Origin of the sequence: Streptomyces sp. NPDC059455, from assembly GCF_042750115.1 — a bacterium.
GTDB classification, from domain to species: Bacteria; Actinomycetota; Actinomycetes; order Streptomycetales; family Streptomycetaceae; genus Streptomyces; species Streptomyces endocoffeicus.
Genome location: NZ_JBHYVB010000074.1, coordinates 34,281 through 48,708, shown reverse-complemented (window position 1 = coordinate 48,708; position 14,428 = coordinate 34,281). Strand labels below are relative to the sequence as shown.

4 protein-coding genes are annotated in these 14,428 nt (G+C 70.0%); 1 reads left to right on the top strand and 3 read right to left on the bottom strand.

The genetic code is table 11. From position 1 onward, the window contains the following. A partial coding sequence (locus ACFXB5_RS25190) for an LnmK family bifunctional acyltransferase/decarboxylase (protein WP_385211713.1) occupies positions 1-432 on the top strand: 432 nt, incomplete at its 5' end. Between the two features lie 40 nt (positions 433-472). Here the strand turns inward: ACFXB5_RS25190 and ACFXB5_RS25185 are convergent. From ACFXB5_RS25185 to ACFXB5_RS25175, 3 genes are all read right to left on the bottom strand, one after another. Then, positions 473-1,741 (bottom strand): cation:proton antiporter, encoded by a 1,269-nt coding sequence (locus ACFXB5_RS25185; protein ID WP_385211711.1) that lies wholly within the window; start codon positions 1,739-1,741, stop codon positions 473-475. 15 nt (positions 1,742-1,756) lie between these two features. After that, entirely contained in the window at positions 1,757-3,160 is a 1,404-nt protein-coding gene (locus ACFXB5_RS25180) for a tryptophan 7-halogenase (RefSeq protein ID WP_385211715.1), read from the bottom strand. A gap of 178 nt (positions 3,161-3,338) precedes the next feature. Next, positions 3,339-14,375: a type I polyketide synthase gene (locus ACFXB5_RS25175; protein ID WP_385211710.1), complete on the bottom strand. Its 11,037-nt coding sequence runs from the start codon at positions 14,373-14,375 to the stop codon at positions 3,339-3,341. Positions 14,376-14,428 lie beyond the last annotated feature (53 nt).

Here is a 14,428-nt window from a genome sequence, read left to right as displayed (position 1 = left end):
CTCTCCTGGCGACCCCGCGCTGCGCGGGGCTACTCGCCCCCGGGGGCCCCCGCCCGCCCCCCCGCGGCCGGGCCGGCCCACACGTCCGAGTACACGCTGGACGTCGTGCGCGACCTCAACGGTGCCGGGCTGGTGTACTTCGCCTCATACTTCTCGATCTTCGATACGGCGCTGCTGCGCGTGTGGCGGTCGCTCGGCCGTGGCGACGAGCAGTTCCTGCGGCGCAAGGTGGTCGACCAGAAGGTCGGGTACTTCGGCAACGCCGACCCGGGCGCGGTGTTCACCATCACGGTGCGCAGGTGGCGCAGCATGGCGCAGCCGCGGATCGAGATCGCCGACATGACCATGCGTGACTCCGGCACGGGTCGTCTGCTCGCCGTCGCCGGCCTCGAGATCGACCTCGACGCGTCCTCCACGGACGCGTCGACGTGACATCCGCCCTCCGGGCCGGTACCAGCACCGCGCTCGACCGCTACCCGGCGACGAACCAGCGGAAGCCTTGCCGCTCGTACTCGAACTCTCCGAGCTGTCGCGCGTCCCCACCGGCGCGCCGCTCCAGGAAGCGAAGCATCGGCCCGGTCATGGCGGTGGTCACCAGAGCCATGAGAATCATCAGGGAGTAGAAAGAGGCGTCGATCACGCCCAGTTCGAGACCCGCGGTCAACAGCACGATCTCGGTGAGACCGCGGGTGTTCATCAACGCGGCCAGGGCCGTCGACTGGAGCCTGGGAATCCCGCTCAGCCGCGCGCCCGCGAAGGCCCCGAGGAACTTTCCGGCGAGTGCCACGACCAGGATGAGGACCAGTTCCCCGAGTCCGGCGAAACCGATCCCGGAGAGGTCCACCCGCACTCCCGACAGGACGAAGTACACGGGCAGTAGAAGAACACTGCTGATCGACTCGATGTGCCCGGTGAGCTCGGACCTGACATCCGCCCGCTCAGTGCGGGGTGTCACCGTACCGAAAAGGAAGGCCCCGAAGATGAAGTGGATCCCCACCCACTCGGCGGCCCAGCAGGAGAGCATCAGCCCAGCCATGACGGCCACCAGTGGGCCGGTCGTGCCCCCGTTCCCGTCCACTGCGGTGAACGCCCGGCGCAGCAGCGGGCGTACCAACGTCACCATCGCGGTCAGGCCGAGGGGCACCAGCAGCAACCGCGCCTGACCGGTGCCCCCGTTGACGGTCACGACGAGGCCGAGAAGCAGCCAGGCCAGAACGTCGCCGATCCCCGCGCCGGCCAGGGCGATGCCACCGAGACGGGTGCGGTCCAGTCCGTGGTCGGTCAAGATCCTCGCCAGCACCGGGAACGCCGTGACCGACATCGCCGCGCCCAGGAAGAGCACGAAACCGGTCTGGCTGTGCGCGTGGTGATCGCGGACCAGGTACAGCGCGAGCAGCACACCGAGGACGAAGGGCACCGCCACGGAACAGAGCGAGATCCGAAGGGCGACCCGCGCCTTGCCACGCAATTCGTCGAAGGGCAGCTCATAACCGATGACGAACATGAACAGGGCGAGGCCGACGTTGGCAAACGCCGCCAACAGCGGGCGAGTGTCCGCGGGGAACAGGAAATCCGCGAGGGCACCCCCGAACAGCGATGGCCCGATGAGGATTCCGGCCAGGATCTCCCCGACCACCGCAGGCTGTCGCAGGAGACGGGCCCCGGCGCCGAACAGCCTGCCGAGAACGAGGACGGCGACGAGGCCGAGGAACAACCACTGAACCTGGTGAGTAGTCAGCACATGGGGCCCCGTCCCTCAGGAAGCGGGCTGTTCGGGGTGAGCCCAGTGCATGCCGTCGGGTGACTCGACCAGACCGCCCTCGTACAGGGGAGCGTCCCCCACGCTCTCCCCGAAGAGTGCCTGGACCTGAACCCGGGATCCCTGCCAGTGGATCTTCCGCGACCGCTCCAGCAGATCCGCCCTGCGTTCCTGGCTGACGGAGGGCGCGTTACCGATCAGCGCCTCCTCATTGGACGCGCCGCCGCCCACCAATTCCGCGAATGACTCCGCCGCCGGGGCAGAACTCCCGATGACACTCTTCGCTTTACGGAAGTACGCGTGTTCGTCCTTCTGTAGGTCGTAGAAAGCGACCAGGAAGTCGTGGAATACGTCGTACTCCCTGCGGTAACGGGTTTCGTACTCGCGGAAGCAATAAGCCTCGTCGATGGCGCCGCGCAGTGTGGTGTTGATCGATCGGGCCGCCAACAGGGCACTGTACGTCGACAGATGAACCCCGGAGGAGAAGAGCGGGTCGATGAAGCAGGCGGCGTCCCCGACCAGCACCATGCCGGGCCGCCAGAATTTCTCTTGAATGTAGGAGTAATCCTTGCGGACGCGGACCTGCCCGTACGGCCCCTCCGTGACGCGCTCCGCCTCCGACAGGTAGTCGGCAATGAGCGGGCACTCGTCGATCAGGCCCTCCAACACCTTGTCCCGGGGCCCGTCCTGGAGGCGTGCCAGCGCCTCACGCCTCAGCACCGCACCGACACTGGTGAGCTCATCGGAGAGGGGAATGTACCAGAACCAGCCGAGATCGAATGACGCGCAGGTGATGTTGCCCGCCCAGGGGGCAGGCGCTCGCCTTCCGCCTGTGAAATAGCCGAATAGGGCGATGTTCTGGAAGACGTCCGAGTACTTGCGCGCACCGCCGATCCGCTTGTGTATGCGGCTCTTGTTTCCCGAGGCATCCGCCACGAACCTGGCACGGACCTCCCGCCGGACGCCTTCGGCGTCGTCGTACCGCACACCGCAGATCCGGCCCTCCTCCTCGAGAACGTCCACGACCTCGCTGCGTTCACGGACGTCCACACCCTTGCTGCGGGCATTGTCGAGGAGGATCTTGTCGAACTTCATGCGCTCGACCTGGTAGGCGTAGGAGGTCGGGCCCGAGAACTTTTCGGAAACGGAGAAATCAAAGGTCCAGGGCTCAGCGTTGAGCCCCCACCGGAAGGTACCTCCGTGCTTCTTCATGAAGCCGGAATTCGCCAGCTCATCCGTGACTCCGAGGAGGCGGCAGATCCCGTGCACAGTGGATGGGAGCAGCGACTCGCCGATCTGGTGCCGCGGGAACTCCTCCTTTTCCAAGAGCAACACCCGATAGCCCTGGAGTGCCACTAGTGTCGAAAGCGTGGATCCACCAGGACCACCCCCGACGACCACTACGTCGTAATCTGACTGAACGGCAGAATTCACGCCTTTCACTGCCTCTCATATCGTTCGCCGGTGGGCAGGGGTTCTCAAAATCTCTGCCATCATCACGCGCGGCAGTGAGCCCGGCATCAGCGAGAGCCACCGTTACACAACGTGTCTCGGCCCGCGTCGGTCGCGACCGACGCCGTCATGCCCGGTCTCGTGGCCGCAGCCGGGGCCTCGGTCGCTCGGGGGGAGCCGCGTACGTGGCGAGCAGGTAGTCGGCCAGAGCGGTCGGCGTGGCGTGGGCGAACACCGTCGCGGCGGTGAGCTGGATGCCCGTGGCCGCGCCGAGCCGGTTGCGCAGGCGCATGGCGGTCAGGGAGTCGAATCCCACCTCCGTGAAGCGGCGGCCGGGGGCAATCGCGTCCACGCCGGTGTGCCCCAGCACGGCGGCGGCATGGGCGCGCACGAGTTCCAGCAGCTCCCGGCTCCGTTCGGTCTCGGGCAGGGATTGGAGGCGCCTGGCGAGCTCGGCCGGATCCTCGGCCCGCGCCACGCCGGTGTCGTCGGCCGCGTCAGTCATGAGCTGCCGCACTTCCGGGATGCCGCTGAGCAACCGTTCCAGGGGGCGGGCCTCGAACGCACCGATGAAGCGAGGCCAGTCGGCATCGACGACGACGGAGGATTCGCCCTCCGCCAGTGACCGCTCCATCGCCATGAGTGCCGACCGCGGATCCATCGGGGCCAGACCACCGCGCCGGACGTTGCAGCTGACCTCGCTACTGCTGACGGCCATGTCTTCGTCGGCCCATGGCCCCCACGCCACCGAGGTGGCCGTCAGCCCCTCGGCCCGCCGCTGCTCAGCCAGCGCGTCCACAAGCGCGTTCGCCACCGCACAGTTCGCCTGTCCGGCAGAACCCACGACGCCCGCGAACGAGGAGAACAGCACGAACGCCGAGAGCCCCAAGTCCCGTGTTACCTCGTGCAGATGCCACGCCGCCTCGCTCTTCGACCGCAAGACCTCCTCGAACCGCTCCGCGGTCAGCCCTTCCAGCACCCCATCGTCCAGGACCCCGGCCGTGTGAACGACTCCTGTCAACGGCGCCCGCGCTGTCACGTCCGCCACCAACTCGGCGACGGCCCTCCGGTCACCGACATCGCAGGCCACCACCTCCACCCGCGTACCCAGCCCCTCCAGTTCCTTGCGCACGTCGTCCGCCCCGTCGGCGCCGGGACCGCGGCGGGACACGAGAACCAAGCGCTCGACGCCGGCGCGTGCCAGCCACCGCGCCACGTGCCTGCCCAACGCCCCCGTACCGCCCGTGACCAACACGGTCCCCGAGGGCTGCCACCCCGCACCACGGCGTCCGCCCGCGGCGGCCCGCACCACACGGCGGCAGAACACACCCGCGCCCCGGACCGCCACCTCGCTCTCGCCCGAGCCGCCGGCGAGCACCCATGCCAGACGATCCGTGACCCACCCGTCCAGCACGTCCGGCAGGTCCACCACCCCGCCCCAACGCTCCGGCGCCTCGAGACCGACCACACGTCCCAGACTCCACACCCCGGCCTGCTCCGTGCTCCGCACCCGTTCCGCGCCGTTCACCGACATGGCCCCGCGCGTGACGCACCACACCGGGGCCCGCACCGCCACCTCGCCCGCCGCCTGCACCATGGCCAGCGTCAACGCCACCCCCAGCGGCACCGACCCGTACACCGCGTGCCGTCCCTCCGCGAGTGCCAGCAGCGACAGCACGCCGACGATACCCGCGTCGCCGGCCCGTGCCAGCGCCGCGCGCAACGGTCCGGCCACCGCGTCGCCGTCCGTGGCGCCCGACGCCAGCTCCACGACCACGGGGGACGCCCCGCGCTCCGCCATCGACTTCACGACGTGCGACACCCACGCGTCCCCGGTGTGCTCCTGGGGGACGACCACCAGCCACGCCCCCGTCAGCGTGCCCGTCCCACCGCCCACCGGCGACCACGCCACCCGGTAGCGCCAGGCGTCCACCGATTCCAGCTCCCGCCGACGCCGCCGCCACGCCGACAGCACCGGGAGCACCGCCGCCAGCGACTCACCAGCGCCGTCTCCGTCCTCGACCGACAGCTCGCTCGCGAGCGCGCTCGCGTCACCACGCTCCACCGCCTCCCAGAAACCGGCGTCCGCGAGGCCCCCGGGCATCGCGTCACCGGCTGTCGTCGCAGCGGTCTCGGCGGTCGAGCGCAGCCAGAAGTGCTCCCGTTGGAAGGCGTACGTGGGCAGGTCCACGCGCCGCGGCGACGAGCCGCCGGCAGCGATGACGGCTGCCCAGTCCACTGCCACGCCCCGCACGTACGCCTGGGCGAGCCCGTCGACGACGGAGCCGGTCTCGTCCACGTCCCTCCGCAGGACCGGCGCGAACACCGCATCGGGCAGGCACTCGTGTCCCATTCCGGAAAGCACCCCGTCAGGACCGAGTTCGACGAACGTCGTCACTCCCTGCCCGGCCAGGGCCGTCAGCCCATCGGCGAAGCGCACCGTCTCCCGCACATGCCGCACCCAGTAGTCAGGCGCGCACAACTCGTCGGCCGAGGCCACCGCGCCCGTCACATTCGACACCACCGGAATGCGCGGCGCGCGGAAGGAGAGCCCGTCCACCACCTCGCGGAACGGGGCGAGCATCGGCTCCGTCAACGGCGAGTGGAAGGCGTGCGACACCCTCAGCCGCTTCGCCTCCACGCCCCGTTCCGCCAACACCCCTACCACCTCGGCCACCGCCGCTTCCCTTCCCGAGAGCACGACGGACCCGGGGCTGTTGACCGCCGCGACGCTCACCTCGTCCGCAAACGCCGCCAGCAGCGGCAACACATCCGCCTCCGCCGCCCGCACCGACACCATCACCCCGCCCACAGGCAACTCCCCCATCAGCCGACCCCGAGCCGCCACCAACGCACAGGCGTCCTCCAACGACAACACCCCCGCCACATGTGCTGCCACCACCTCCCCCAACGAATGGCCACCCACGAATTCCGGCCGCACACCCCACGACTCCACCAGCCGGAACAGAGCCACCTCAACCGCGAACAATCCACACTGCGTGAACTCCGTCCGGGCCAACGCGTCCACGTCCCCGAACACCACCTCCCGCAACGACCGGTCCAGCAGTGCGTCGAACCGCGCGCACGCCGCGTCGAAAGCCTCCGCGAACACCGGGAACCTCTCGTACAGCTCCCGCCCCATGCCGATGCGCTGGCTGCCCTGCCCCGAGAACAGCACCGCCGACTTCCCGGGAAGAACGGCGCCGCGCACCACACCGGCCGCCGGCTTCCCCGACGACAAGGCCGCCAAGCCCGCCAACAGCTCATCACGCCCCGCGGCCAACACCACACCGCGGTGCTCGAACACCGACCGGGACGTCACGAGTGACGACGCCACCTCCACAGGCGACAGGCCGCCATCAGCCCGCACGAACTCCGCCAGACGCTCCGCCTGCGCACGCAACGCCAACTCCGACCGCGCGGAGACCACACACGCCACCACACCCGCGTCATCCGCTGACGCCTCCACAGGCTCCTCCTGCGGAGCCTGCTCCACGATCACATGCGCATTCGTCCCGCTGATCCCGAAGGACGACACACCCGCACGCCTCGGCCCTCCCTCCGCGGGCCACTCCACCGCGTCCCGCAACAGCTCCACCCCGCCGGCCGACCAATCCACGTGCGGCGTCGGCTCGTCGATGTGCAGCGAGGGCGGCAGCACACCGTGCCGCAGCGCAAGCACCACCTTGATCACGCCGGCCACACCAGCGGCCGCCTGGGTGTGCCCGATATTCGACTTCAACGACCCCAACCACAACGGCCGTCCCCCGCCCGCCCGTTCGCGTCCATACGTCGCCAGCAACGCCTGCGCCTCAATCGGATCCCCCAGCCTCGTCCCCGTACCGTGCGCCTCCACCGCGTCGACTTCCGCCGCCGACACCCCCGCATCCGCCAGCGCCGCCCGAATCACCCGCTGCTGCGACGGACCGTTCGGCGCCGTCAGCCCATTGGACGCACCATCCTGATTCACCGCGGAACCACGCACCACCGCCAGCACCCGATGCCCCCGCCGCCGGGCATCGGACAACCGCTCCACCACCAACACCCCCGCCCCCTCGGCGAGCGATGTCCCATCCGCGCCCGACGCGAACGCCCTGCACCGCCCGTCGGGTGCCAGACCGCGCTGCCTGCTGAAACCCATGAGCGGGCCGGGATTCGGCATGACGGCGACACCGCCGGCCAGCGCCATGTCGCACTCGCCCTGACGCAGCGACCGCACCGCCAGATGCAAGGCCACCAGCGACGACGAACACGCCGTGTCCACCGTCACCGCGGGCCCTTCGAAGCCGAAGGCGTACGCCACGCGCCCGGACAGGACACTGGCCGCGTTCCCCGTCATCAGGTGGCCTTCGGAACCCTCCACCGCCTCGTGCAGCCGCGGGCCGTACTCCTGGTAGTGGGAGCCGACGAAGACACCTGTCCTGCTGCCGCGCAGCGACGACGCGACCAGCCCGGCGCGTTCGAGCGCCTCCCACGAGGTCTCCAGCACCAGACGCTGCTGCGGGTCCATCGCCAACGCCTCACGCGGTGAGATCCCGAAGAACTCCGCGTCGAACTCGCCCGCGGCGTAGAGGAACCCGCCCTCACGCGCATACGTCTTACCGGGCGCGTCGGGGTCCGGGTCGTAGATGCCGTCGAGATCCCATCCACGGTTGGTGGGCAGTCCGCCGATCGCGTCCCCGCCGGAGGCGACGAGCTGCCACAGTTCCTCCGGGGACGTCACGCCGCCCGGGTAGCGGCAGCTCATCCCGACGATCGCGATGAGGTCGTCGTCGGACGTGCCATCGCTTCCGCCGACCGGGGAGGACGTCGCCGCCGCGCCGTCGGCGTCGGCCTGCCCCACCAGTTCGGCCATGATGTATTCGCTCAGTGCCTTGCTGTTCGGGTAGTCGAAGGCCAGCGTGGCGGGCAGACGCAGCCCGGTCGTCGCACTCAGCAGATTGCGCAGCTCGACGGCGGTCAGCGAGTCGAGACCGAGATCCTTGAACGCCCGGTCGGACTCGACCGCGTCAGGCGTGGCGTGCCCCAACACGGCCATCACCTGCGCGTGGATGAGCTCCAGCACGGTGTGGCCGCGGTCGGCGGCACTCATGCCGAGCAACCACTGCCGCCATTCGGTGGCCTGGTCGACCGCGCGGAGCGCTTCGGCGTGGACGGGGGTGCGTCGTGCGGGGATCGACCGCCGTATGAGTCCCTTGAGCATGGCGGGTACCACGGTGCCGGCGGCGGCCGGGGCACCGGTGTCCAGCCGGGCGGGTACCACCAGGCTCTCCGCCAGGGCGTGCGCCGCGTCGAAGAGCCGCAACCCCTCGTCGGACGAGAACGGCACCACACCGACCCGCGCCATCCGCGACAAATCCGCCTCGCCAAGGTGCTCCGTCATACCGGAACGCTCGGCCCACATGCCCCACGCCAACGACACGCCGGCCAAACCCAGAGCACGACGATGCGCGGCAAGCCCATCCAGAAACGTATTCGCCGCCGCGTAATTCGCCTGCCCCGCCGAGCCCAATACACCAGCGGCCGACGAGAACAACGCGAACATCGCGACATCATGGCGCCGCGTCAACTCATGCAGATTCCACGCCCCGGCCACCTTCGCCCGCAACACCGCGTCAACCCGCTCCGGCGTCAGCGACGCCACGGTCCCGTCGTCCAACACCCCCGCGGCATGAACCACGCCCGTCACACCACGCCCGCCGGGCAACCGCGCCAGCACCTGCGCCAGGGCGTCGCGATCCGCCACATCGCATGCGGCGACGGTCACCGACGCACCCATGCCCATCAGCTCCGCCTCGAGCTCCGGCATGCCCTCGCCCGCCGAGCCACGACGGCTGACCAACAGCAAATGACGCACCCCACGCTCAGCCACCAGATGCCGAGCCACCAAACCACCCAACACGCCCCCCGCCCCCGTCACCAGCACAACCCCCTCCGGATCCAAGGCGGCCGGAACGCTCACCACCAATTTCCCCACATGCCGCGCCGCACGCATAAAACGAAACGCCTCACCCGCCCGGCGCACATCCCACACCCGCGTCGGCAATCGCTTGAGCGCACCCTGCTCGAAAAGGCCGACGATCTCCGTGAGCATCTCCCCGATGCGCTCCGGCCCCGCCTCCACCAGGTCGAACGCCCGGTATGCCACACCGGGGTGCGCCGCCGCCACCTCGTCGGCGGACCGCACGTCCGCCTTCCCCATCTCAATGAAGCGCCCGCCCTCGCCGAGCAGCCGCAGCGAGGCGTCGACGTACTCACCCGCCAGGGAGTCCAGCACGACATCAACACCACGACCACCCGATACCGAGCGGATCCGCTGCTCGAACTCCAACGACCGCGACGACGCCAGATGCGCGCCGTCAACTCCCAGACCGCGCAATACGTCCCACTTACCAGGGCTGGCGGTGGCGAAGACCTGGAGGCCGAACACCCGCGCCAGCTGCACCGCCGCCATGCCCACCCCACCGGCCGCGGAGTGCACCAGCAGCGACTCACCGGGCCGCACGCGCGCCAGCTCGCGCAACGCGTACAACGCCGTCACGAACACCACCGGAACGGACGCGGCTTCGGTGAATGACCAGCCGTCCGGGATCCGGGTCAGGGTGCGGTGGTCCGCCACCGCCAGCGGTCCGAAACCGCCGGTCCACAGACCCATCACGCGATCACCGACGGCGTAGGACTCGACCCCCGGGCCGGTGGCCACCACGACACCGGCTCCTTCACTTCCCATCAGCGCCCGGTGGTCCGGATACATGCCCAGCGAGATGAGCACATCGCGGAAGTTCAGTCCCGCCGCGCGCACGGCGACGCGCACCTCGAACTCACCCAGTTCACGAGCCGCGTCCTCAGCCGTCCCCAGGGTCAACCCCTGGAGCGTCCGCTCCCTCGAAGGCTCCATCCGCCATGGCTGCCCCTCGTCCACGGGCACCAACACTCCACCCGCTGGGCCTCGGGTCAGGCGCGGAACCAGTACCTCACCCCTGCGCACGGCCACCTGAGGCTCCCCGGTCAGCGCCGCCTCGCGCAGGGCGTCCAGCGAAGCGCCGGCGTCGTCCACGTCCAGCAGGACCAACCGCTCCGGGTGCTCGGCCTGCGCCGAGCGCACCAGTCCCCACACCGGGGCCGCGGCCAGATCACGCACATCCTCACCGGCCTCGACCGCCACCGCGCCCCGCGTGACCACAACCAACCGCGACCCGGCGAACCGCTCCTCCGCCAGCCACCCCTGTACCAAGCGCAGAACCCGGTCAACCGCCGCGCTCACCCCGGACACGACGCCCCGATCACCAACAGAACCAACACATACCGCCACAACATCGGGCACCCACTCGCCCACCTCATCGAAATCCGCGAACCCCTCCGCCCCCAACGCCTCAGTCAGCCCGAAATCATCCTCCCCGACCACCGCACGCCCCTGTACTCCAACCTCCAGCCCCGCGGCCGGCGACGCGGGCACCCACTCCACGCGATACAACGACTCCCCAACGCCGGCAGCGGCCGCGAACTCCCCCTCCCCCACCGGACGCGTCACCAAGGCATCCGCCGACGCCACCGACACCCCCGCCCCATCGGCCACCACTACCGACACCGCGCCATCGCCGGCCGGCGCCAGCCGCACCCGCACCACCGAAGCCCCGACCGCGGACAACGAGACACCACTCCACGCAAACGGCAACCGGACTCCCCCGGTTTTCGTATCGGTTTCCGTATCGTGGTGGACCGACCAGACGTGGAGCGCCGCATCCAGCAACGCGGGATGTACCCCGAACCGGCCCGCCTCGGTTCGTACGTCCTCCGGCAGCGCCACTTCGGCGAAGAGCTCATCACCCCGGCGCCAGGCAGCCCGCAGTCCACGAAACGCCGGGCCGTACGCAAGCCCAGTGGCCGCCAGCCGCTCGTAGAGCCCTGCGATCTCGACCGCCTGGGCGCCGGTCGGCGGCCAGACGCTCAGATCCGCGGAGGCCGCGGTCGGGCTCAGCGCGGTCAGTGTGCCTCTCGCGTAACGCGTCCATGACTCGCTCGGCGCGTCGTCACGGCGCGCGTATACGCCGAATTCGCGGTGCCCCGTCTCCTGCGGCCCGCTCACGACCAGTTGCACCTGGACCGCGCCCTCTTCGGGCAGCACCAACGGCGTCTCAAGCGTGAGCTCTTCCAGCCGATCACATCCGGCGGCGTCTCCCGCTCGCAACGCCAGTTCGACAAACGCCGTGCCGGGCAGGACGACACGGCCCAGCACCGCATGGTCGGCGAGCCAGGCATGCGTACGCAGCGACAGGCGGCCCGTCAACAGCAGTCCATCGGAGTCGGGCAGTGGAACGACGGCTCCCAGCAGGGGGTGCCCGGCCGAGGCCAGCCCTGCCGACGACACGTCATCAGCCTCAGTGGTCTCGGACTCCAGCCAGTATCGGCGACGCTGGAAGGCGTACGTGGGCAGGTCCACGCGGCGCGCACCGGTACCGGCGAACACCTCCCGCCAATCGACGTCGGCGCCACCCACGTACGCCTGGGCCACAGACTTCAAGAACCGCGCCGGCCCACCCTCGTCGCGACGCAGTGACCCGACCACCGTCGCCCGCGTTCCGTGGTCATCGGCTGTCTGCTCGATCCCCATGGTCAGTACCGGATGGGCACTGACCTCCACAAACACCTGGATACCCTCGCCCAGCACAACCCGTACCGTCTCATCGAAGCGGACCGTCTGCCGCAGGTTCCGATACCAGTAGGCGGCATCCAGCTCCGCCGTATCCAGCACCCCGCCGGTCACCGTCGAATAGAACGGCACCGCCGACGACCGCGGAGCGATCCCCGCGAGGTCGCGAAGCAACTCGTCCTCGATCGCCTCCACATGTGCGGAGTGCGAGGCGTAATCCACCGGAACCCGGCGTGCCCGTACTCCGTCACGTTCGCACCGCACCAGCAGTTCCTCGAGCGCGTCGGTGTCACCCGACACCACCACGGCCGAGGACCCGTTCACCGCCGCCACCGACAGCCGTTCGCACCACGCGGACAGCCGCTCCCGCACCTCGGCGACAGGAAGGCTGACGGACACCATGCCGCCCCGGCCCGACAGCGCCCGCAACGCCCGACTGCGCAGCGCGACCACTCGTGCCGCGTCCGTCAACGACAACCCGCCCGCGACACACGCGGCCGCGATCTCCCCCTGGGAGTGACCGATCACCGCCGCCGGCACCACGCCGTACGAACGCCACAGCTCGGCCAATGACACCATCACCGCCCACAGCACCGGCTGCACCACGTCCACCCGGCCCAACCAGCCGTCCCCGTCGGCGCACCGCAGGACGTCCAGCAGCGACCAGTCCACATACGGCGCCAACGCGACGGCGCACTCGCCCATCCGCTCCGCGAACACCGGCGAGGAATCCAACAGCTCCGCCGCCATCCCGGCCCACTGCGATCCCTGCCCCGGAAAGACGAGCGCCACCGCGGTGCCGTGTCGTGCGAGGCCCGCGACGACCCCCGGAGTGTCGTGGTCCGCGACGTACTTCTCCAGCTCGCATACGGCGCCCGCGTGGTCCGGCGCGAGGACCACCGCGCGGTGGTCGAAGACGGTCCGGGTGGTCCCGAGGGCCAGACCGGTGTGCGCCGCGGCAACCCCCGGATGCCTTCGCACATGGTCCAGCAGCCGGGCGGCCTGGCCGCGCAGAGCCGCCGCGGACCTGGCCGAGAACGCCCAGGGAACGAGTGGGAGCGATGCCGAAGCCACCGCGGGCGGTACGGCGTCGTCATCCGATGCGCCGTCCGCTTCGCCCTTCAGCAGGTGGGGCGCCTGCTCGATGATGGCGTGCGCGTTGGTGCCGCTGATGCCGAACGAGGAGACACCTGCCCGGCGCGGTCGCTCACCCTCCTGCCAGGGGGTGGCCTCGGTGACGAGCCGGACGTTGCCGGCCGACCAGTCGACGTGCGGCGACGGCTCGTTGACGTGCAGGGTGGGCGGTAGCACGCCGTGTCGCATGGCCAGCACCGTCTTGATCACACCGGCCACGCCCGCGGCGGCTTGGGTGTGCCCGATGTTGGACTTCACCGAGCCCAGCCACAACGGCCGGTCTCCGTCCCGGTCGCGACCGTATGTGTCCAGCAGCGCGTGCGCCTCGATCGGGTCGCCCAGCGTCGTACCCGTACCGTGCGCCTCCACGACATCGACCTCAGCCGCGGTCAGCCCCGCGTCCGCCAACGCCGCCCGGATCATCCGCTGTTGCGAGGGACCGTTTGGCGCGGACAGCGCGCTGCTGGCCCCATCCTGGTTCATCGCCGTGCCGCGTACGACGGCCAGCACCGGGTGGCCGTTGCGGTGCGCGTCGGACAGCCGCTCCAGGAACAGCATGCCGGCGCCTTCGGCAAGCCCGAAGCCATCCGCGGCGGCTGAGAAGGGTTTGCACCGGCCGTCCGGGGCGAGCCCGCGCTGCCGGCTGAAGCCGATGAAGGTACCGGGCGTGGACATGACCGTGACACCGCCGACCAGCGCGCCGGAGCACTCGCCTTGGCGCAGGGACCGTACGGCCAGGTGCAGGGCCACCAGCGAGGACGAGCACGCCGTGTCCACGGTCACCGTGGGACCCTCCAGCCCGAGGGTGTAGGCGACGCGTCCGGACACGACGCTGAGGGCAGTGCCGGTCATCAGGTGTCCCTCGACACCGTCGGTGGCCCTGTGCAGGCGCGGGCCGTAGTGCGGGGTGACGGTTCCGATGAAGACACCGGCCTGACTTCCCTTGAGCGACGCGGGATCGATGCCCGACCGTTCGATGGCTTCCCACGACGTTTCCAGCAGCAGTCGCTGCTGCGGGTCCATCGCCAGCGCCTCACGCGGCGAAATCCCGAAGAAGTCGGCATCGAAGTCCCCCGCGTCGCTGAGGAAGCCGCCTTCGCAGGTGTAGGAGGTACCCGGCCGGTCGGGATCCGGGTCGTACACGGCGTCGACGTCCCAGCCACGGTCCTCGGGAAAGGCCGTGATCGCGTCCTGTGCACCGGCCAGCAGCTCCCAGAACTCCTCGGGAGTCCGCACACCCCCGGGGTAGCGGCAGCTCATCCCGACGATCGCGATCGGCTCGCGCGCCGCCGCCTCCACTTCCTGAAGGCGCTGTCGGGTCTCATGTAGATCGGCGGTCACCCGTCGGAGGTAGCCGAGGAGCTTTTCTTGGTCCGACATCAATACCTCACGGGATTGAGCTTCGGGAGCTTGGGTGTACGGCGTGCGGTTGG

Coding starts and splice junctions, on each gene's coding strand:
- ACFXB5_RS25175 (WP_385211710.1), bottom strand. CDS start 14,375: ATGTCGGACCAAGAAAAGCTCCTCGGCTACCTCCGACGGGTGACCGCC.